An 18,281-nucleotide genomic window follows, 5' to 3' on the forward strand; every position below is an offset into this window, starting at 1 on the left:
ACAAGTCTGTCTATCGTCAACGGAATCAGGTGGAGCGCTGTTTCAATCGCTTGAAGCAAAACCGTCGCATTGCAACGCGCTATGAGAAAAAAGCTGAAAACTACCTTGCCATGCTGACTCTAGCCTCTATCATGATGTGCCTGTAGTTTTAAAACACGCCCTAGTGAATGATGCGTAAAATGATGTGCAATAAGCGGATTTGGGCTTAGACTTAGACATTGCCCAGATTGTCAAAGCCAGTAGGTCGTCAGAAATGGCAAGATGACGCTACAAGACAGTAACTCTGTACAAAAATATTGGTGCAAAGCCCACCGTCAGCAACTTAGCGACCGCACCGCTTCCAAACTTGCGCCAGTCGCTGATGGTCAAGCTGAATTCTTTCTAGACTACTCAATCTCAAAGCGCTCAAACAGTGGGCTAAAGTCGCTGGGTTGCGCCTCGTAGTTTAATATCTCGTCACTCAGAATGACCTACTTTTGCGAACTTTGAGTCCACAAGTTGCCAACGGGCTTGAGCCAACTTGTATCATCTAAGGTTCCAGCTTTTACATTGGTAATTTTGGCGTTTCGAGCCGGGTTATGGAACAGCCTGGTTCCGCGTTCTCCACAAAACAAGCAACTCACTTCACGCCCGCTATCCGAGACTCGCTGCCATTGTTTCGGTTGCCCTTGAAGAATGACAACTGCGGCACGAGGAACAGGCATTGACAGGCCAAAGGCACTAGAAGATTGCTTTGGACATTCTTTGCAGTGACACGCATAAAGCGTCAGAGGTTCAGCCCGAATCTCGTATCGAATTTGCCCACACTAACATCCCCCACTGTAAGGAGCCGTCATACTTTACTGCCCTAGCCCAATTCGTCGTCATTCATTATGCGCGATCGCTCTACAGATTAGCTTCAAAGTGTGAAGTCTTTGCTACAAGCCATCCTTAGCCTCAGAGGGCGATCGCTCACTCGAGTAAGACCAAAGATTGAACAATTTTTTCTAGTTCGAGCGGCGTCAGGCTGGCATTTTGTTCGCAAGCGTACGTCTCCTGATAGTAGGTATCATCACCTGCACTCACCCAATAGTAGAGAGAGCGAGAGGAACTTGGCGGCGATTGTAATGCAGCTGGGAAGCTAGAGAGATTGGGTTGCACGACTCGCAATTGCTCAGCGGTGGGCTGTTGATTGCCTCCAGAAGACTCGCCAAACAAGATACTCCCTCTCCGAGTAAGGTGGTACGAGTCTGAAGCTCAAACTCACTGACTCCGCCCCCCACGCCACCTGCAACTGCTCTCATCAGAAAACAGGTGTTTTGAGCATTGCGATAGACCAAGGTGTAATTGGGGCCTTCTCGGCAAAGACTCGTTTGAGGAGCTCTAGCCGTACACGAGTTCGCGATCGCCTCAGCCAGTTGGAAGCCTTGTGGCACATAAGCTGGAATGAGCGCTGGAATACCTAACTCGCTTAAAGATATTTTTTGCGCTTCACTCAGTCCCGCAGAAGCTAAAGCACTCCCGGTAGCATCGGGATCCTGCGTGCGCTTCAGAACGCACTACGTTGATATCACAGGAGAAACACCCTGGGTTAGAACCTTGATCGATCCCTACCAGGCTCAAGCCGCTGCAGATGGCACTCGCATCATTCCTTGTTGTGGCTTTGATTCCGTGCCATCAGACTTAGGGACCTACCTCGTGGTACGGCACCTGCAACGGGAATTAGGAGTTCCTTGTCAGCAGGTGCAGGCCTATTTCCAGGTGTCTGGGGGGTTGAATGGGGGGACGCTGGCCTCAGCTTTCCATCTTTATGATTCCGTCGGGGTCGCTCGGATGAATGATCCCTTCCTACTGAATCCTCCCAACACTTCCTCTCCCTGTCCAGCTCAGACTGAGCGCTACCGTGACCCCCAAACCCCCTGACCTCAACACCTGGGTCGCTCCCTTCTTCATGGGGCCTGTCAATACCCGCATCGTTCAGCGCAGCGCGGCTCTCTACGAGCAGTGGCAAGACCCCTATGGACCTGACTTCACCTATCAGGAGTATCTCAAGTTCGATGAACCGTTGTCATGGCTGAAAGCAACGAGTGTTACCGCTGGCTTGGCTCTATTTACAGGAATTGTGCAACAACCCCAAGCGCGATCGCTCTTACAACCAATATTGCTGCAACCGGGAGATGGACCGTCTGAGCAAACGATGAATGAAGGGTGGTTCTCCTGTGAACTGGTGGGCGCTGCAACAGATGGTCGCCAGGTGCGAGGACTGATCCGAGGCCAAGGAGACCCTGGCAATCGAGCCACGGTCAAATTTATCTGTGAATCAGCTCTGAGTTTGGCTCTGCAAAGCGATAAACTACCGGGTGGTGCAACGCGAGGCGGAATTCTGACACCCGCAACTGGGTTAGGTGAGGTGCTGGCAGAGCGTTTACGCCAAGCTGGAATAACCGTAGACGTGACTCTATAATGCGGGGCTAGGATGGAACGTAGAAGCTTGAGTTGAAGGATGGCTCAGCAAAAACATCCCTTGAAGAAGGCCGATTCAAGGAGGTATGTCGACGGATTTAAGTGGCCCGAAGTTATTGGGTCATCATCATGCTGCCTGCCGAGGGGAGCACGATCCCCTGCCGCCAAATCCTAATCTATCCTCTGGCTCACGCTAACATCAATTCCTGAATGCGCTCTGGCTCCTCTCCCAACCAATCGGGATTTTGGGCAGTGCCGTCATAAATCGATGAAGTTTTGAAGGGTTCGAATTTACCGCTGGCTCCTGCCGTTGCCGTTTTTGCTAAGAGCGATCGCACCTGCTCCTCGTTCATCGGCTGAAAGGTTCGCACCGCTTCCAAGGCTTGATCCAGAATTTCCAGACTATCAATTCCCGTAATCACCACCGACGTCGGCAGATTGAGAGCATAGTGCAGGCATTCAATTGGCGTTGCTGTATTGGAGCGTAAAAGCACGCCGTTTGCCAGACTTTTCATGCCCAAGATGCCAATGTTTTGCTTTACCAGTTCCGGAACCACTAGCTTGGCAAAGCTTTGGTAGTGAGCATCCATCACATTCAGCGGCATCTGCACCGCGTCGAACTTAAACCCTTGCTGAGCGGCAACTTCCAGCATGTGGAGATGAATTTGAGGAGCTTTATGCCCGGTGAAGCCAATGTATCGCAGTTTACCAGCTTCTTTTGCTTCAACCAAAGCGGCATGGGCTCCTGCCTCATCAAAAACTCGATAGGGGTCTTCGTAGCGGATAATTTCGTGATGCTGGACCAGATCAATGCAATCTACTTGTAGGCGCTGCAAAGATTCGTCTAGCTGTCTTGTGGCTTCTTGCTTAGAGCGACCGTCAATCTTCGTCATCAAAAATACTTTGTCTCGGTAGCCATCACGCAATGCTTTTCCCATCCGCATCTCGCTGAGGCCACCGTTATAGTCCCAACTGTTATCCATAAAGGTGATACCGCGATCGATCGCACTGCGAACAATCCGGAGCGCCAGTGGCTCATCCACCCGCTCCAAGCTGAGGTGCCATCCGCCCAATCCGATCGCAGAAACGGTCTCCCCAGTGCTGCCGAGAGTTCGGTAGAGCATTTCTGATGGTGATGTAATTTCTGGCATCTGTTCTCCTTACTTGCCCGCTAAAGCCTCAGTGCCTTTAGCTATGAGCCAATTCAAACACAAGAAAAAGCTCTCAGTCTCTTCCTAGAGACACACTCAGGCAGACCGGGGATCGCGGTAGTAAGGATGCTTGAACTATCGTATGTCTCTTCTCGGTTGAGCGAATTTGCTACCTGGAAAGTGAGTGGTTTTGAGCTCAGTATTCATTTCAGCAGGGTAGAAGATACCCCATTAAAATACACAGTTTATCGGTAGGCTACCGTATTATTTTCTTATGGAGCTAGTGCTAATCGAAACGATGGATGCTGTTGAACAGCGGTTTCTTGTCACCAATCGCGCCTAATCAATCCACTGCTGATACAAATACTCCAGTACCCGTTGAGTGGCTGGAGCACATTGGGCTAAATCCGTATAACTCAACCACGCGATCGCTTCGATTTCTGAGTTGGCGATTATTTCACCCCTGCAGTCTGCCCCAAAGCAGCGCATTGCCACCCAAGTGGTTCTGTGTATCCATGCGCGACTTCCTGCACGACCAGCACCTCTGTTAGAGTGTCAGCAATCAGGCTGACATTGAGTTCCTCCTGAACCTCTCGGGGCAAAGCTTCCCAGTCAGACTCACCCTTCTCCCGCTTGCCACCGGGTAGATAAAACACATCCTTGCCCCTTGTCCGGGCACACAGGACCTGTCTATCCCTGATCAAATCCAGGCAACGACCTCAATGATAGTGCACTCGTTTCAACTAGTAGGCATCGATTCGAACAGTTTAGAAAGCAGCTGTAAAAACCGATCTCCGAACACTGGGGAGAGCCCCCCACACAGGAGCACAAAGATAGCCGAACCAATGTAATGAACGAGATGAACAGCTTCCGGTGTGAAGTAGATGAAATAGGAGAGCGGAACCAGGATCAAGAAAGATCCCAGGAGTGAACCCAATAAAAATTGAGTTGCTCTACTCCGCCAAGTTGGAAGATTGGGTTCGTTGGGTTTAGATTGCATCGTCAGAGCTACAACTCAAGCTGTATCTATTCTAGAGCCAGATCAGACAGAGCATCATTAGGTTCGAGTTCTAAAGGATTCTAAGCTTTCAGGAGTTGTTTCCAGCGATGCTCTGTCTGGTCATTGGCTGGAAATAAACACTCAATCCTGAGTTCTTGTAGGGTAATGTCGTAGGGAGTACCGAGTGTGGCGATCGTCGAGAAAAATTGCAATTCTAGATCTCCCCGTTTGAGATGAACGGTCAGCAGCATGGTATTTTGAGCCACACGAGCAGCAGCATGCCAAACCCCAACAATATCGGGATAACTCATTAACTCATTCAATAACGCTTTAGATTGTTCACTTTCACCTTCAGCAATGGCTTCTCGCTGCAAGCGTTGTAACAAATGCACTGAAAAATCGTCCCAGTTCACCACAAAGGGACGGAACCCTTGAGGATGAAACATCGCCCGCATCAGATTAACTTTTCCATCGCGATAGAAGTGAGCTTGCAGTTCCTCGGGGCTAATAAAAGCGTTCAGCAGTCGATTGGCAGCTTGGTTGGTCAGCAGCAGGTTCCAGTAGCGATCGACCACAAGTGCTGGGTAGGGTTCCTGCTGGCGCAGCATGAAGTCGAGCGCTTTCCGGATCGAAGTCATTTCAGGAGCCGATAGGTCAGTCTCTGTGTGAACAGGGGCAAATCCAGCAGCCGTCAGCATCAAGTTTTGCTGTCTTAACGGAATCTCTAGCACCTCTGATAGTTGCAATACCATCTCTCGGCTGGGTTTGGCTCGTCCGGATTCCAGAAAACTAATGTGGCGTTGAGATACTTGACTGGTCACGGCTAAATCAAGCTGGCTAAATCCTCGCTGGCCCCGCCATTGCTTCAGAAGCAGTCCAAACGAGTCAAGGGGTAGATTTGAGGCATGGGTGCGTTGCTGCATAACCAGGTTGGCAAAAGATAGCTTTGATTACCTAACAGGTAATTGCTTTGATTATCTCCCGCTTCCATGATGAAAGCATCCTGATTGAGGGTCAACCCGATGTTGAAGGCAACAAATCTTCCGACAACCCACGTATTCAGCGGTATCAAAGTTCTGTATTTGATACTCACCATTGCCGGTTCCATTGCACCCTGGTTCTGGCTCCTACAAGATCCCTCGGCATTGCTTTCTCCCTCCTTCTTCCTGCACCAAGCCTTTGCGAATAACATTGCAGCAGGGTTGACAACGGATTTACTGATTTCTGCGATCGCCTTCTTTTGGTTTGTATGGATTGAATTGAACCGGTTAAACATCCCACGAGCCTGGATCATTCTGTATATTGGATTGACCTTTGGCGTTGGACTTTCCTGTTCTCTACCCTTCTTCCTATACCGTCGAGAGCAACTTCTAGAACGAACTGTTTGAGATTATTTGAGATTAACTGGGGAGGCAAACATGAGTTCAAAGCCAGTAGCAGGCGCGATCGGAACACCCACTTCTGAGGTTGAAATCAATGCCTCCCTAGTTCACTCCCTTCTAGCCGCACAGCATCCTGATCTGGCGCATTTGCCGCTTCATTTAGTAGATGCAGGTTGGGATAATGTCATGTTTCGATTGGGTGATCAGCTATCTGTCCGGCTGCCTCGTCGCAACATTGCTGCCACACTCATCGAACATGAGCAAACTTGGCTCCCCCAATTGCCAACTCTTCCCATTCCTTGCAGATTAGGTCATCCAGCACCAGGTTATTCCTGGAAATGGAGCGTTTTGCCTTGGTTAGAGGGGTAACGGCTAACCAACAAGAACCAGATCAAAACCAAGCACAACGGTTTGCCGCATTTCTGCGATCGCTCCATCGTCCTACGCCACCGAATGCCCCCTCTAACCCATTTAGAGGGGTGCCGTTGTATCGTCAAGCTGCTTCTATTGAGGAACGGACATGGATCGAGAGGCTGTGGTGTTAGGATCTGGGTGAGTCGTTTAAAAAGGAGAAGAATGGCTAGGCATTGGACGGCTCTTGCATGGTTTCTTGAATCTCTTTGGGTTCATTCCCCGTCCCTTGGGGCGGACTAACTGCCGGGGCTAGCCCCGTGGGTTCATACCTTTGATTACTCTGAATGGCTCGTTTCGCAGAGATACAGACACCACGAAACAGCCATTCAGGGCTTGCTGTAAGGGGTTGAGCGCGGCTTGTTTTTTCAGAATTCCCAAAGCGATCGCTGCATCTCGTTGCACATCGGAATACTCATCCGTTAGCGCTTTGATGAATACTGATAACGAGCGATCGGCAGGGATTTTTTGCAACGCTTGCAGGCTAAACTTCCGGAAACTGTCAGAACTAGGTGCTCAAACTGAGGGCAGGAGCCAGTCTACCAAGTAGAGGCTTCTGCCCTCACCTTCCATCCAGCGGCTTTCCATGAATTCGCCCACTGCAGCTGCACCCACGACTCCACTGCAACGCACGACTAATTTACGGTTACTCTGTATTTCGCTGCAAGGCGTATCGTCGCACCTTCAACGATCGCCAAACAGTAATTCAATCAGAGCTTCCACTAGGCGATCGAAAGTCATATCCAGGATGTCCTTGCCTTGCAGCATCTCCATCATTTGATAGTAGTAGCTCAACGTTCCAGAAATAATCCAGGCCACGGCTGCTGGGTCTGAACTGCGGAGTTGAGGAGCCGCTTTCAGGAGATCCGCTGAAACTTCCAAGCCCGGTTTTTCAAAATGCTTGACGTAGAACCGAGCTAGATCAGGAAACCTTCCCGATTCCCCCACAATCAACCGATAAAAGTTCATGCGCATCGGGTCAAGATTTTCAGGAGTAATGCTCTTCTGCGCTAGGATTCGTAGCTGTTCTACAGGATCAGTCGGCAGCGGCTCTGAGGCAAACACCTGTTGGAGATGCTGCTCAGCAGTGTATTGCACGATCGCCGCAAATAGCTTTTCCTTACTCTCGAAGTAGCTGTAGAGCGTTTCCTTTGATACTCCTGCCGTGGTCGCAATCCGAGCCATGCTGGTCGCGGCATAGCCACCTTGCAAAAACTCTTGCAGGGCTCCTTGCAAAATTTGCTCTGCTTTGGCGGCTTGCTTAGCTTCCTTAGGCATGGTACGACCTGAACTAATTCACTCATCGTACCGTACAGTACGGTCTCAAGACTACCTGATCGGGTGAATTGGTAATCAAATCACTTGGACTACGATTTAAGTCAATCGAACTAGACCGTTCGGTTCGGCTAATAGCCGACAGTTGCTAAACCCTGTGATTTTTTGGAGAAACACTTATGAAGACGGTCGTACAGCACGCCCAACCTAAAATTCTTGAACCGGGTCAGGGGGATATGCATTCTATGCTGACGCACACACTCGTATGGAATCTGGATGGAAACGATACGAACGGTCAGTATGCTGTGTTTGAGATGATCGATGCGGCTGATGGAGCACCACCATTGCATCGCCATCCTTGGGAAGAAACTTTCTACATCCTGGAAGGTGAACTCGAAATTACGTTGGGCCATCGTCAGCAAGTTGTGACAGCAGGTGCAGTGAGCCACATTCCTGCCAATGCGGTGCATACCTTTAAGGTGCTCTCTGCGATCGTTCGGGTTCTGGTGATCGTTTCACCTGCGACTGCGGCCGAATTCTATCGGGAAGTTGGCGAAAGAATTACCAGCTTGCCACCGGATCTAACGGTTTTACAAGAGATTTCTGCCAAGTACGACTTGCAGTTTGAGTGACCCATGGAAGGAGATGTAGAATGCTCATCCAAACAAGTGCACAAACTACCATTAATGCACCCATTGAACGAGTGTTTGATGGGTCGATCGACTGTCAGAATCTGCCCAGGTGCTTCACAGGTTATCAGGCAATTCCTGCCATTTTGAGTGCAACTACGACCGATGGGCTATCACTCCACGAAGGTAGTACGCGCATTGTACAGAACAGTGATGGTTCTAAAATCACAGAACGCATTATTTCTCTTCAACGTCCTACCCTTCAAACCTACAAGTTGCTAGATGGGCTCAAGCCGCCATTTTCATGGCTTCTACGTTCTGCTTCTGGCAAATGGTCATATCAAGCGATCGATTCAGGAACGCAGATCACCTGGCAATTTGAGTTTGAGATGCGGCATTTACTTGCCTATGTGGTCTTCCTGGCAATGGTCAAACATCCCTTTCAAACTGCCCAGAACATTTGTCTGGCCAATCTCAAACGGACGATGGAAGATTCTGATTGAGGACTCAGTGATGAAAATTACGATTTTAACCACAGGATCACGAGGGGATGTTCAACCGTTCCTTGCCCTGGGACAAGGACTCAAACAGGCTGGATATCAAGTTAAGCTCGCCACCCACGACACGTTTCAGGAGATGGCGCAAGAGTATGAACTAGCGTTTGCTGCGATCGCCGGAGATGTCCAAGCCCTGATGGCAAGTGAAGCAGGACAGAACATGCTAAAGAGCCAGAATCCAATTTTGTTGATCAAGCAATACGCCCAAATGGTGCAACCGCTAGTGGCTCAGGCGATCGCTGATTCTTGGGCAGCTTGTCAGGATAGTGATGCCATTATCTTCACAGCTACAGCCGTTTGGGGATATGACATCGCTGAAGCATTAGGAATTCCCTGTTTTTTTGCCTCTTTAATGCCTCAAAGTTCTACCCCAGATTTCCCGTATCCTTCACTACCCCCAACATTGCATTTAGGCCGAACTCTCAATCAACTGAGTTATCCGCTGTTGATGGAAGGGTTTGGATTAATATTCAGGCAACCATTGAATGAGTTTCGTCGTTCGCAGTTACATCTTCCATCCATTCCCTTTGGAACGATTTACCGCAGACTTGATCGTTTACCAACGCCTGCTCTCTACGGGTATAGTTCCTCAGTTGTGCCTAGACCAGCCAATTGGAGCGATCACATCCAGATGACTGGCTATTGGTTTCTCGATCAAGCATCAGATTGGCAACCCTCCCCAGCACTTCTAGGCTTCCTGGCAGCAGGATTACCCCCGGTTTATGTCGGCTTCGGCAGCATGAGCGGAGAGGATTCTGTACAGTTCACTCAGATCATCCTGGATGCCCTCCAACAAACGGGACAACGGGGCATTTTGCTCACAGGCTGGGGAGGGATTGCTCAGACTGAATTGCCTGATGATGTATTTCTCCTTTCTTCTGTTCCTCATGATTGGTTGTTTCCTCAAATGGCAGCGGTCGTCCATCATGGTGGAGCGGGAACAACTGCTGCTGCGCTTAAGGCGGGAGTACCGTCTGTCGTTGTGCCCTTCTTTGGCGACCAGCCATTCTGGGGCGATCGAGTGATGAAATTGGGAACTAGTCCGTCTCCCATTCCCAAAGCCGAGTTAACGGTAGACCGTTTGGCAGCAGCCATCACAACTGCTGTCACTAATCCGGTAATGCAACAGCAGGCGAAAGCGATCGGGGCCGCAATTCGAGCAGAGAATGGAGTCGAGGAAGCGATCGGAGCTATAGAGCGTTATCTTGTACATTCTAAATATCAATCCGCTCAATATGTTTGAGGAATTACGAATCACCTTCGTGACTATTAAGGACATCCGATAGTTCTTCCAACAAGCGGCACAGTTGAGATATTTGACGCCTGCGATCGCTCACAAATATCTCAATGCAATGCATCCCAAGAACTTGGAATAACTCCTGCGGGATATGGCTCAGGTAGGAACCAGAGTGTGAATGAACATAAACAGAAGAATCGGAAAATGACAACCATGAATAACTCCCAAAACAGAGCAAACTGTTGCTTTGCTTGCTGAAGAGAAAGCGTAGATTTGGTTAGAAGAGAACTTACGACTTTGAGGAGGACAATAACAATGACTGTAGAACGTAAGATTGCCAACACGTTCCACATGGATGAGGAAACCTGGGCACGTCATGCCAATCCCTGGAGTGTTTGGACCCGTTTCACTGTCCTGCCGATTCTAATTTTGGCGATCTGGAGCCGTGTCTGGCTGGGTTGGGGGTCGTTGGCTCCCATCGCGATCGCCCTACTCTGGATGTGGATTAATCCCCGCATCTTTGCGAAACCTCAATCTACCCATCATTGGGCTTCTAAAGGCGTATTGGGTGAACGGGTCTGGCTAAATCGAGATACCGTTCCTGTTCCTTTACACCATCAACAGGTTCCCAATGTCCTGAGCCTGGTTTCAGTGATAGGTATGGTGGCTGTGGTCTGGGGATTGGTCACACTTGATGGTTGTCTCACTCCCTTGGGATGCGCTCTCGTTTACCTGAGCAAACTGTGGTTTATTGACCGCATGGTGTGGCTTTATGAGGATATGAAACAGGCCCATTCCCAATATCAAAGCTGGCTTTATTAAACATTTGGGGCTTTGAAGCAGCTTAACAGGTAAATAAAACACGTCGAAGTCCTTACTTCCACCGCACCAGGAGGTTTCAGAATGAACGCATCAAAAATGTTGGTCACAGGAGGGACAGGTTCCCTCGGTTCACGGGTGGTCGATCGCCTACAAACTGCGGGTTGCAACGTTCAGGTTCTCAGTCGTAGTGGACGTCTCGGCACCGTTCCAGGAGATTTGCTGACGGGTGAGGGATTGGAGAAGGCAGTCGAAGGAATTAATACCATTATTCATTGCGCTTCTAGCCCCACCAATTCACGTCAAGTTGATGTAGAAGGAACGAGGCGCTTACTTCAAGCCGCAGAACAGGCAGGAGTTTCTCACATTGTTTATGTCTCGATTGTCGGAGTCGATCGCAACCCCTTTTACCCCTACTACGGCATGAAGCTTGAAGTTGAGCAGATGATTGAACAGGCTTCCATCGGGTGGACCATTCTTAGAGCAACACAGTTTCACGAATTTGTACTGACGCTGATTCAACTGCTCGATCGCCTGCCTATCATGCTCATGCCCAAAGGCTTTCTGCTCCAGCCGATTGAAGCAAGTGAAGTTGCCAATCGCCTAGTTGAACTGGTTCTTTCCTCTGCTGCCGGACGAGTGAGCGACATCGGGGGTCCCGAAATTTGGACAGCAGCCGATCTAGCGAGAGTGTATTTCAAAGCAACTGGACGGAAACGGAGCGTTGTCGAAGTTCCCATTCCTGGCAAAATCGCCCAAGCCTTTCGTACAGGAGCACAGCTCTGCCCCGACCAAAAGTACGGCAAAGTTGGCTGGGAAGCGTTTTTGAGCCAACTATCCAAAGAGAATTACCGGGAGAGGAAAAGCATTTCACTGAATTTAGAGGAAATATCATGAACAAGATTGTGTTTAAGTCTGCTACTGACATGGCTCACATGATTCGCGAGCGCCAAATTTCTGCGGTCGAACTTCTAGACGCGCATCTGGAACAAATTGCTCAACACAACTCGAAACTAAATGCCATCTGCACCCTTGATGGAGCAAATGCCCGAACTAGAGCCAAGCAGGCAGATGAGGCGCTTGCAAAAGGTGAAGATTGGGGCGCATTGCATGGAGTTCCGGTCACGATCAAAGACATTTTTGAAACGGCTGGACTCCGCACAACCGCAGGCTATATTCCCCTTCGAGATTACATTCCCCAGCAGGATGCGACAGTCGTTGCCAGACTGAGAGCAGCGGGAGCGCTTATCCTGGGAAAAACCAACATGGCAGAACTCGCAGCCGATTATCAGAGTATCAATTCTCTGTTTCCGCCAGTCAACAATCCCTGGAATTTAGCCTACACGCCTGGAGGAAGTTCAGGGGGCAGTGCTACCGCGATCGCAGCAGGTCTTTCACCCCTCGATCTGGGCAATGATTTTGGCGGGTCTGTGCGTCAACCCGCTCACTTTTGTGGGGTCTATGGACTCAAATCCACCGATCGCCGCATTTCTACCGCAGGCATGATTCCTGAAGTTCCGGGTCTGCCCTTGTGTGTTCGACAGATGATGACAGTTGGCTGTTTGGCGCGATCCTTGGAAGACATTCGGCTTTGCTTTTCGCTGATTGCCGGAGCAGATGTGCGCCGTCCAGATGTTCCTCCGGTTCCCCTAGATCCGCCTTCAGGCAAAGCATTGTCTGATCTCAAGATTGCCTGGATTGATCAGTGGAGTGAAGTTCCGGTCGCCTCTGATATCCGCACCGTCATGCAGAAAACGGCTCAAATGTTGGCAAATACGGGTGCCCAGGTAGAACGTTGGCTGCCCCAAGGCTTTGACACCTCAAAGATGTTGAACCTGTACATGCGAGTTGCAGCTTATAACAATACCTATGCTCAACCGAGAGATCGTTATAACATCCGACGCAGTTTAGAGTTGATCGCTCGTACAGCCACCCAAGGTGATAAAAAACTCAGACAATTAGGAGACTTCAGCCGCTTTCTTCCAGAGCTACTCAATCCCAGTTTGAAGGGATATTTTGCAACGCTGACCGAGCGCGATCGCTTCATTACTCAACTGGATACGGCATTAGAGTCATGGGATGTTTGGTTAGTCCCTGTGGCTGCAACGGCCGCATTTACCCATCGTCCTGCCTGGAGTGCGGTTGAGGTTGATGGCAGAGCTTACCCATACGGAGTTGCCAATGGAGCATACACCATGCCGTTTAATTTAAGCGGTCATCCAACCATCGTCATTCCCATGGGGTAAACGCAAAATGGACTACCGATTGGCATCCAGATTGTGGGCAAGCGGTGGAGAGAGATGGAGTTAATCGCGATCGCCCAACAACTTGATGCTGCGATCAACGGCTTTCAATCGCCACCAGGCTATTAAGCCACAAATTGTTTTCCACAAACCTTACAGAGATAGCACTGTTTCCCCCGACGATAGCCGTTTTTCGATAGCTGGTTGGATTGGCAATGGGGGCATATCATTACTTTCATTACACTACCTAACCGCTGATCGCCGATATGCGGCTCTAAATATGACACCATCAAATCCTCAATCTGCTGCGTTAAGCGTTGGCGATGCTCTGGATCGGGGTTGCGGAGTGCTGCCAGGATAACGGCATTACTACTGTGTACACAGACTTCTGCCAGCAAATCGTGCAGTTCCTCTGATAAAGCAGGATTGTGATGCTTGAGAATACTTGCCATAAAAGCGATCGCATCTTGGGTCATACTTTCGTCAATTGACTGGAAGATCTGAGGGGCTAGATAAAACTGGACAAATACGACACGCGATACAGGTTGCTCAAACAATTTTGCAACCGATCCAACGAGAACATGAATCATTTGGCGCAGAGGTAGTTGCACTAGGGCTGGAATGTCTACTTGCGACCAAAACCCTTTCACCCGTTCCGAATGGCGGATCTCCATTGCCTTAAAAATCGCAGCTTTGTCTGGGAAAAACTGATAGAGAGAACCAACCGCCGTTCCTGCTTTGGCAGCAATCATGTGAGTTGTTGCGGCGTCATAGCCCACCTCATCAAAAACGGCAGCAGCCGCATCCAGGATCTTCTCAACTTTTTCCTTGCCCCGTTGCTGTTTAGGCTGACGACGCAGATTAATAGATGATTGGGGGCTTGACGAACGTGAATGCTCTGTCATATTTTGAATTCTACAAGCTAAAACATGACGGATTTTTCATGATTTTATCATTGGAGGATGCTATGCGAACGGACCAGTCCACGCTTGCGCGAATGATGCTTCCTGGTGCGCCCTGGTTGTTGGCGCACAAGTCGATGTTGCAGGCCAATCAGCCCCGAAAGATTTCTCTATGCGGTGTTGACTATGTGATGTGGAAGGATTCGACAGAAGAAGTCTATGCATTGCCGAACGCCTGTCCGCACATGGGGGCGATGCTCTCGGAAGGATGGTGTGAAGTGCGCAACGATGGCACAAGTACCGTTGTTTGCCCATTCCATGCGTTGCCCTTTGATGCCACAGGTTGTACAATTCTACCGGGTTCCGGTAAAAAAACATTGCCTCTATTAAACCCCCTAGAACTCATCATTCAAGGTGATTTCATCTGGTCTTACGGTGGGCACGAACCAAAAATTCCCATTCCTGCTGTGATGAATGACATTGCAGAGAAATATGACTTTGTGGGACATACGGGCGATCGCAGTGTTGAAACAGATCTGCTAACCATGCTGTTGAATATGCATGATTACAACCATCAGAACGGCACTCATCGGGATCTGTTTCGCATCACTGATGTCGAGTTTCAGCAGTTTATTGATAATGGGCTGAATTCTCATGCATTCTATGACATGCCTACTGCACCTTACACCGTGGCAGGGAAGCTGAGAAAACCAGATTTATTTTTACTCCCTACTGCAATCAAAGCACATCTGGAAAACCATTTTCCATCCTTGGTCATCTTTCATGGCGAGATGCCATTAGGAAAGGCGGCACAGTGCCATTTCTTTGTGCCAGAAGCCGAGAATCGCACTCGGACTTACATCCTGCTTTTTGGTCAAGCGAAACATTCTGCCTTTAGAGTGTTTAGTAAAACTTATCTCAAATTCGGTAAGGTGGTGATTGATCAGGACGCTGATATTTTGGGCAAGATTTATCCCAACACACCGCAAAAGATCAAACTCAACAATGAAGTTGGAATGGATTGGGTCCGCCGTAACTTTGAAAGTTTCCCCAATATTGTAGAACCTAATCTTTCCAGATAAACGCTCACTTGGCTTCACTCAATATGCTTGAGATGATTTTCTCCCCAGCTGCAAAGTATTTGCAAAACAGGTTTTAGGGTTAGACCATATTCCGTGAACGAGTATTCTACTTTAGGCGGCACCTCTGAATAGATATTTCGGTTGACAATTCCGTCTCTCTCTAATTCTCGTAGTTGCTGAATCAACATCTTTTCTGTAATCTCTGGCAGTAATCGCTTTAGTTCACTAAAACGCCTTGCTCCATCTTTGAGATGCCACAGAATGAGAATTTTCCATTTACCACCTAATACTTTTAAGGTGGTTTGCACAAATATAGTGCCTTGAGCCGGTTCATGGGTCATCTATGTTACTTTCCCATCCGTTGAAGGAGCTTACAAAAAAGTAAGTACTTCCGAAAAAGGTAGTAGGAGTATACCCTAAGCATGGTCATGGGTCGTTGATTGTGAGCGTGCTTACTGTAGTGGCAAATCACTCATGATGCATGACGAATAGCTAATGACCATCCCAAACCCTATGAGGACAAGCCAGAATGCAGGTTCAAGGTGCGATCGCCTTAGTGACAGGCGCAAACGGTGGCATTGGGCAATATTATATTCAAGGTTTACAACAAACTGGAGCCGCTCGTATTTATGCAGGTGCCCGTAATCCAGATAGTTTGAAGGATATTGCGGCAGCCGACCCCGATCGCATTATTCCAATTTCATTGGATATTACCGATGAAGCTTCGGTCAAAGAGGCAGCTGAGGCGTACTCGGATGTAAATCTCCTCATCAACAATGCGGGAGTGGGGTTTAACCAGCGGTTGGTCGCAGATGCCAACTTTGACCAGATGCGAGTGGAGATCGAAGTCAACTACTTCGGGACGTTGCGGATGTGTTTGGCGTTTGCTCCAGTTTTGAAAGCCAATGGGGGAGGAGCGATCGTGAATATGCTAACGATGCTGGCAAAGGTCAATTTTCCGCTGAATGCTTCCTACGGTGCCTCGAAAGCGGCGGCTCTGTTGGCGACACAGGGCATTCGAGCTGAACTTGCCTCACAGAAAACGTTGGTGGTTGGGGTCATGCCCGGAACGGTAGACGCCGGAATGAGTAAACACTTTCCACCCCCAAAAGTTGCGCCTGAAGAGGTGGTGCGGGCAGCACTTCAGGCCGTCGTAGATGAGGTTGAAGATGTTTACCCAGGTGAGCAGGCACAGAAAATGCAAGCACAATTACTGCAAGACCCGAAAGCGATTGAGAAGTGGATGGCAGAAATGGTATCCACTTAACCTTAATTTCGGTTCGCCCCCTCACTGATCCTGACCATGCTCCTCAAGACAAATTCTTTTCTTGTCAAAGCCACTCTGCTCCTCAGCAGTAGCCTCACCGTCATGGCAGGAGCGACGATCGCCCCAGCTCTGCCTGCCATGCGCGACCACTTCGCCGCCACCCCCAATGCGGACTACTGGGTACGGCTTGTTTTAACTGCCCCAGCGTTATTCATTGCGCTCGGTGCTCCGCTAGTAGGGACGTTAATCGATCGCTTTGGGCGGAAACCCCTTCTGGCGATCGCTGTGTTGTTGTACGGCTTGGCAGGTACTTCTGGAGCCGTATTGAACAATCTTGGCCTGATCTTGGTCGGGCGAGTGCTCTTGGGATTGAGCGTAGCAGGCATTATGACGACCGCTACGGCTCTCATCGCCGACTATTACATTGGAGCTGTTCGCGCCCAATTCCTCGGCTTTCAGGCAGCCTTTATGGGCTTAGGTGGAGTGTTGTTTCTATCACTGGGCGGATTTTTGGCAGATGTGAACTGGCGAATGCCATTCCTGATTTATCTGCTGGCCCTCTTGATTTTGCCGCTTGTAGTCTTTGTTCTACCAGAGCCTAACCAGGCAGCAGATGCTCCAAATTCGGGAATAGATGGCACTGACGTTTTTCCGTGGCAGGTTGTAGCCTTGACCTATGGTGCTGCATTTCTGTCGCAGATTGTATTTTATTTAATTCCGGTGCAATTGCCGTTTTACTTAAAGCAATTGGTGAATGCGAATGCATCGCAGAGCGGATTGGCCATTGCCCTCGCCACGTTATTCAGTGCAGGGAGCGCGATCGCCTACAAGCAGATTAAAACTCGGCTTTCATATATGGGTATCTATGCGATCGCATTCTTGTCGATGGCAGTTGGCTATCTCGTGATCGGCGTCTCACCCACCTATGCCATGGTTTTAGTCGGATTGGCGATCGCCGGAACAGGGTTAGGGTTATTGATGCCGAATATGAATGTTTGCCTCACCTCTGTCACTCCTGGAAGCCTGAGAGGGCGAGTGTTGGGTGGTTTAACCACTGCATTTTTCCTCGGTCAGTTTGTTTCACCGATTCTGAGTCAACCTTTGAGTGGAGCCGTTGGCTTAGATGTCACCTATCGACTGGCAGGGGGATTGATGGTTGCAATGGGGGCGGTCGCACTGGGATTGGGTTGGCGCTGGTGGTAGAAACGTATACAGTGGCAAGCTGGTCTAGAAACATCAATCCCCGTCGGGTGGCAGCAAAATACACACCCAGTTTTGCCTGCATTACTCCCCTTAACTCGGTTTCATCTTGTGCTTGGGCGATCGCTTGAAACAGTGGCGGCAAAGGAGGGGCCATGATGATTTCCATCCAGCTTGCCAAAGGAGCAACGCAGCAAAGTGTACTCGGGTGAGGTCTATTCAACTAGCGATCGGCGGTTTAATTTAATTTCAAGGTTGTGACAAATAAACCGCTTGATCCCCCTCAATGAGCAAACAGTTCGCCAATATTGGTTGTGATTGCCTATGAGTCAGCAAACTTTTCTAAAAGTACCCTTCGTTTGGCAAGAGCCGAAGCCACTGCTTGAAGTTCCACCGCGGTTGATCTTTGAGCCAGTCAAAGCAAAGCATGGTAATCAGTTAGTACTAGTTGTTGCCCGTATCATGGCTTTATCCATGGATGCGAGTGATCAAAAAAGAGCATCAGACAATGATCCCCTACAGCGGTCGGGCGTTGCACAAAGAGCGAATGATTTAGACAGGAATCAGTACTTTCCAATGTCTCAGATAGTAGGTCAATAAGCAGATAGAGGCTTCCAGCATCTCTTGTGACTTGGAATAACAGAAGCTCTGACGATGCAGACGAGCCAGATAGTGCCGCAAGCG

General features: G+C 49.3%; 24 protein-coding genes and 3 pseudogenes. 16 read left to right on the forward strand and 11 right to left on the reverse strand.

The genetic code is table 11. From position 1 onward, the window contains the following. Positions 1-146 (forward strand): transposase (locus tag H6F72_RS27315; protein WP_190431025.1); only part of this gene is annotated, 146 nt, incomplete at its 5' end. A gap of 324 nt (positions 147-470) precedes the next feature. Here the strand turns inward: H6F72_RS27315 and H6F72_RS27320 are convergent. Then, complete coding sequence (locus H6F72_RS27320; RefSeq protein WP_348252710.1) at positions 471-797, reverse strand: GFA family protein; 327 nt, start codon at positions 795-797, stop codon at positions 471-473. 264 nt (positions 798-1,061) lie between these two features. Beyond that, positions 1,062-1,415 (reverse strand): hypothetical protein, encoded by a 354-nt coding sequence (locus H6F72_RS27325; RefSeq protein ID WP_190442842.1) that lies wholly within the window; start codon positions 1,413-1,415, stop codon positions 1,062-1,064. 106 nt (positions 1,416-1,521) lie between these two features. On the opposite strand from H6F72_RS27325, the gene H6F72_RS29880 reads away from it, so the two are divergent. Both H6F72_RS29880 and H6F72_RS29885 read left to right on the forward strand, forming a co-directional pair. Then, positions 1,522-1,902, forward strand: a complete 381-nt coding sequence (locus H6F72_RS29880) for a hypothetical protein (protein WP_199299348.1) — start codon at positions 1,522-1,524, stop codon at positions 1,900-1,902. Next, the gene (locus H6F72_RS29885; protein ID WP_199299349.1) at positions 1,883-2,443 is read left to right on the forward strand and encodes a hypothetical protein; all 561 of its coding nucleotides are present in this window, start codon (positions 1,883-1,885) and stop codon (positions 2,441-2,443) included. Before H6F72_RS29880 ends, H6F72_RS29885 begins: the two co-directional genes overlap by 20 nt. Positions 2,444-2,630: 187 nt before the next feature. On the opposite strand, the gene H6F72_RS27335 is transcribed toward H6F72_RS29885, so the two are convergent. The 3 genes from H6F72_RS27335 to H6F72_RS27345 all read right to left on the reverse strand — a co-directional run bounded on the left by H6F72_RS27335 (position 2,631) and on the right by H6F72_RS27345 (position 5,516). Then, a complete protein-coding gene (locus H6F72_RS27335; RefSeq protein ID WP_190442844.1) occupies positions 2,631-3,593 on the reverse strand; it encodes an aldo/keto reductase in 963 nt (320 codons plus the stop codon). Positions 3,594-4,045: 452 nt separating this feature from the next. Beyond that, on the reverse strand, positions 4,046-4,297 hold the full coding sequence (locus H6F72_RS29890) for an NUDIX domain-containing protein (RefSeq protein ID WP_242017174.1): 252 nt from the start codon (positions 4,295-4,297) through the stop codon (positions 4,046-4,048). Positions 4,298-4,673: 376 nt separating this feature from the next. Then, positions 4,674-5,516, reverse strand: a complete 843-nt coding sequence (locus H6F72_RS27345) for a helix-turn-helix domain-containing protein (RefSeq protein WP_190442847.1) — start codon at positions 5,514-5,516, stop codon at positions 4,674-4,676. 99 nt (positions 5,517-5,615) lie between these two features. On the opposite strand from H6F72_RS27345, the gene H6F72_RS27350 reads away from it, so the two are divergent. From H6F72_RS27350 to H6F72_RS27360, 3 genes are read left to right on the forward strand one after another with little or no spacing between them, the layout of a single operon-like run. After that, the gene (locus tag H6F72_RS27350; RefSeq protein ID WP_190442849.1) at positions 5,616-5,981 is read left to right on the forward strand and encodes a DUF2834 domain-containing protein; all 366 of its coding nucleotides are present in this window, start codon (positions 5,616-5,618) and stop codon (positions 5,979-5,981) included. A gap of 30 nt (positions 5,982-6,011) precedes the next feature. Next, a complete protein-coding gene (locus H6F72_RS27355) occupies positions 6,012-6,344 on the forward strand; it encodes a hypothetical protein (protein WP_190442851.1) in 333 nt (110 codons plus the stop codon). After that, entirely contained in the window at positions 6,329-6,520 is a 192-nt protein-coding gene (locus tag H6F72_RS27360) for a hypothetical protein (RefSeq protein WP_190442854.1), read from the forward strand. The genes H6F72_RS27355 and H6F72_RS27360 overlap by 16 nt, the downstream gene beginning before the upstream one ends. A gap of 118 nt (positions 6,521-6,638) precedes the next feature. Here H6F72_RS27360 and H6F72_RS27365 read toward each other — a convergent pair whose 3' ends face one another. Together H6F72_RS27365 and H6F72_RS27370 are read right to left on the reverse strand one after the other, a co-directional pair. Next, positions 6,639-6,860, reverse strand: coding sequence for a HEAT repeat domain-containing protein (locus H6F72_RS27365; RefSeq protein ID WP_242017175.1), 222 nt, complete (start codon positions 6,858-6,860; stop codon positions 6,639-6,641). Between the two features lie 210 nt (positions 6,861-7,070). Then, complete coding sequence (locus H6F72_RS27370; RefSeq protein WP_190442856.1) at positions 7,071-7,664, reverse strand: TetR/AcrR family transcriptional regulator; 594 nt, start codon at positions 7,662-7,664, stop codon at positions 7,071-7,073. A 176-nt stretch (positions 7,665-7,840) separates the two neighbouring features. Here H6F72_RS27370 and H6F72_RS27375 point away from each other — a divergent pair, with 176 nt between their 5' ends. From H6F72_RS27375 to H6F72_RS27400, 6 genes are all read left to right on the forward strand, one after another. After that, positions 7,841-8,293, forward strand: coding sequence for a cupin domain-containing protein (locus tag H6F72_RS27375; RefSeq protein WP_190442858.1), 453 nt, complete (start codon positions 7,841-7,843; stop codon positions 8,291-8,293). A gap of 20 nt (positions 8,294-8,313) precedes the next feature. Beyond that, complete coding sequence (locus H6F72_RS27380) at positions 8,314-8,793, forward strand: SRPBCC family protein (protein ID WP_190442860.1); 480 nt, start codon at positions 8,314-8,316, stop codon at positions 8,791-8,793. A gap of 10 nt (positions 8,794-8,803) precedes the next feature. After that, positions 8,804-10,090, forward strand: a complete 1,287-nt coding sequence (locus H6F72_RS27385; RefSeq protein ID WP_190442863.1) for a glycosyltransferase — start codon at positions 8,804-8,806, stop codon at positions 10,088-10,090. Between the two features lie 309 nt (positions 10,091-10,399). Beyond that, positions 10,400-10,906 carry a DUF6653 family protein gene (locus H6F72_RS27390; protein WP_190442865.1) on the forward strand — a complete coding sequence of 169 codons (507 nt, stop codon included), beginning with the start codon at positions 10,400-10,402 and terminating at the stop codon, positions 10,904-10,906. 81 nt (positions 10,907-10,987) lie between these two features. Beyond that, a complete protein-coding gene (locus H6F72_RS27395; protein WP_190442867.1) occupies positions 10,988-11,800 on the forward strand; it encodes an SDR family oxidoreductase in 813 nt (270 codons plus the stop codon). Then, complete coding sequence (locus tag H6F72_RS27400; RefSeq protein ID WP_242017176.1) at positions 11,797-13,149, forward strand: amidase; 1,353 nt, start codon at positions 11,797-11,799, stop codon at positions 13,147-13,149. The genes H6F72_RS27395 and H6F72_RS27400 overlap by 4 nt, the downstream gene beginning before the upstream one ends. A 128-nt stretch (positions 13,150-13,277) precedes the next feature. Here the strand turns inward: H6F72_RS27400 and H6F72_RS30575 are convergent. Both H6F72_RS30575 and H6F72_RS30580 read right to left on the reverse strand, forming a co-directional pair. Further along, positions 13,278-13,376: pseudogene (locus tag H6F72_RS30575) on the reverse strand (IS1 family transposase); the annotation flags it as partial. Positions 13,377-13,433: 57 nt separating this feature from the next. Continuing rightward, a pseudogene (locus tag H6F72_RS30580) lies at positions 13,434-14,051 on the reverse strand (TetR/AcrR family transcriptional regulator); the annotation flags it as partial. 62 nt (positions 14,052-14,113) lie between these two features. Here H6F72_RS30580 and H6F72_RS27410 point away from each other — a divergent pair. Next, a complete protein-coding gene (locus tag H6F72_RS27410; RefSeq protein ID WP_242017177.1) occupies positions 14,114-15,130 on the forward strand; it encodes a Rieske 2Fe-2S domain-containing protein in 1,017 nt (338 codons plus the stop codon). Positions 15,131-15,144: 14 nt separating this feature from the next. Here the strand turns inward: H6F72_RS27410 and H6F72_RS27415 are convergent, their stop codons facing one another. Continuing rightward, on the reverse strand, positions 15,145-15,471 hold the full coding sequence (locus H6F72_RS27415; RefSeq protein WP_190442872.1) for a helix-turn-helix domain-containing protein: 327 nt from the start codon (positions 15,469-15,471) through the stop codon (positions 15,145-15,147). Between the two features lie 188 nt (positions 15,472-15,659). Between H6F72_RS27415 and H6F72_RS27420 the strand changes: the two genes are divergently transcribed. From H6F72_RS27420 to H6F72_RS30905, 3 genes are read left to right on the forward strand one after another with little or no spacing between them, the layout of a single operon-like run. Continuing rightward, positions 15,660-16,397, forward strand: a complete 738-nt coding sequence (locus H6F72_RS27420; protein WP_190442874.1) for an SDR family oxidoreductase — start codon at positions 15,660-15,662, stop codon at positions 16,395-16,397. A 36-nt stretch (positions 16,398-16,433) separates the two neighbouring features. Then, the gene (locus H6F72_RS27425) at positions 16,434-17,600 is read left to right on the forward strand and encodes an MFS transporter (RefSeq protein ID WP_190442875.1); all 1,167 of its coding nucleotides are present in this window, start codon (positions 16,434-16,436) and stop codon (positions 17,598-17,600) included. Continuing rightward, on the forward strand, positions 17,594-17,728 hold the full coding sequence (locus tag H6F72_RS30905; protein ID WP_255527385.1) for a hypothetical protein: 135 nt from the start codon (positions 17,594-17,596) through the stop codon (positions 17,726-17,728). The genes H6F72_RS27425 and H6F72_RS30905 overlap by 7 nt, the downstream gene beginning before the upstream one ends. 421 nt (positions 17,729-18,149) lie before the next feature. Here the strand turns inward: H6F72_RS30905 and H6F72_RS27430 are convergent. After that, positions 18,150-18,281: pseudogene (locus tag H6F72_RS27430) on the reverse strand (IS1 family transposase); the annotation flags it as partial.

The organism is Trichocoleus sp. FACHB-46 (assembly GCF_014695385.1).
Lineage (GTDB): Bacteria > Cyanobacteriota > Cyanobacteriia > FACHB-46 > FACHB-46 > Trichocoleus.

Excerpts from the sequence above, each read along its gene's own strand:
- H6F72_RS27355 (WP_190442851.1), top strand. The coding sequence starts at position 6,012 with ATGAGTTCAAAGCCAGTAGCAGGCGCGATCGGAACACCCACTTCTGAG.
- H6F72_RS27385 (WP_190442863.1), top strand. The coding sequence starts at position 8,804 with ATGAAAATTACGATTTTAACCACAGGATCACGAGGGGATGTTCAACCG.
- H6F72_RS27380 (WP_190442860.1), top strand. The coding sequence starts at position 8,314 with ATGCTCATCCAAACAAGTGCACAAACTACCATTAATGCACCCATTGAA.
- H6F72_RS27400 (WP_242017176.1), top strand. The coding sequence starts at position 11,797 with ATGAACAAGATTGTGTTTAAGTCTGCTACTGACATGGCTCACATGATT.
- H6F72_RS27415 (WP_190442872.1), bottom strand. The coding sequence starts at position 15,471 with ATGACCCATGAACCGGCTCAAGGCACTATATTTGTGCAAACCACCTTA.
- H6F72_RS27350 (WP_190442849.1), top strand. The coding sequence starts at position 5,616 with ATGTTGAAGGCAACAAATCTTCCGACAACCCACGTATTCAGCGGTATC.
- H6F72_RS27420 (WP_190442874.1), top strand. The coding sequence starts at position 15,660 with ATGCAGGTTCAAGGTGCGATCGCCTTAGTGACAGGCGCAAACGGTGGC.
- H6F72_RS27335 (WP_190442844.1), bottom strand. The coding sequence starts at position 3,593 with ATGCCAGAAATTACATCACCATCAGAAATGCTCTACCGAACTCTCGGC.
- H6F72_RS27395 (WP_190442867.1), top strand. The coding sequence starts at position 10,988 with ATGAACGCATCAAAAATGTTGGTCACAGGAGGGACAGGTTCCCTCGGT.
- H6F72_RS27375 (WP_190442858.1), top strand. The coding sequence starts at position 7,841 with ATGAAGACGGTCGTACAGCACGCCCAACCTAAAATTCTTGAACCGGGT.
- H6F72_RS27345 (WP_190442847.1), bottom strand. The coding sequence starts at position 5,516 with ATGCAGCAACGCACCCATGCCTCAAATCTACCCCTTGACTCGTTTGGA.
- H6F72_RS27425 (WP_190442875.1), top strand. The coding sequence starts at position 16,434 with ATGCTCCTCAAGACAAATTCTTTTCTTGTCAAAGCCACTCTGCTCCTC.
- H6F72_RS27390 (WP_190442865.1), top strand. The coding sequence starts at position 10,400 with ATGACTGTAGAACGTAAGATTGCCAACACGTTCCACATGGATGAGGAA.
- H6F72_RS27410 (WP_242017177.1), top strand. The coding sequence starts at position 14,114 with ATGCGAACGGACCAGTCCACGCTTGCGCGAATGATGCTTCCTGGTGCG.
- H6F72_RS27370 (WP_190442856.1), bottom strand. The coding sequence starts at position 7,664 with ATGCCTAAGGAAGCTAAGCAAGCCGCCAAAGCAGAGCAAATTTTGCAA.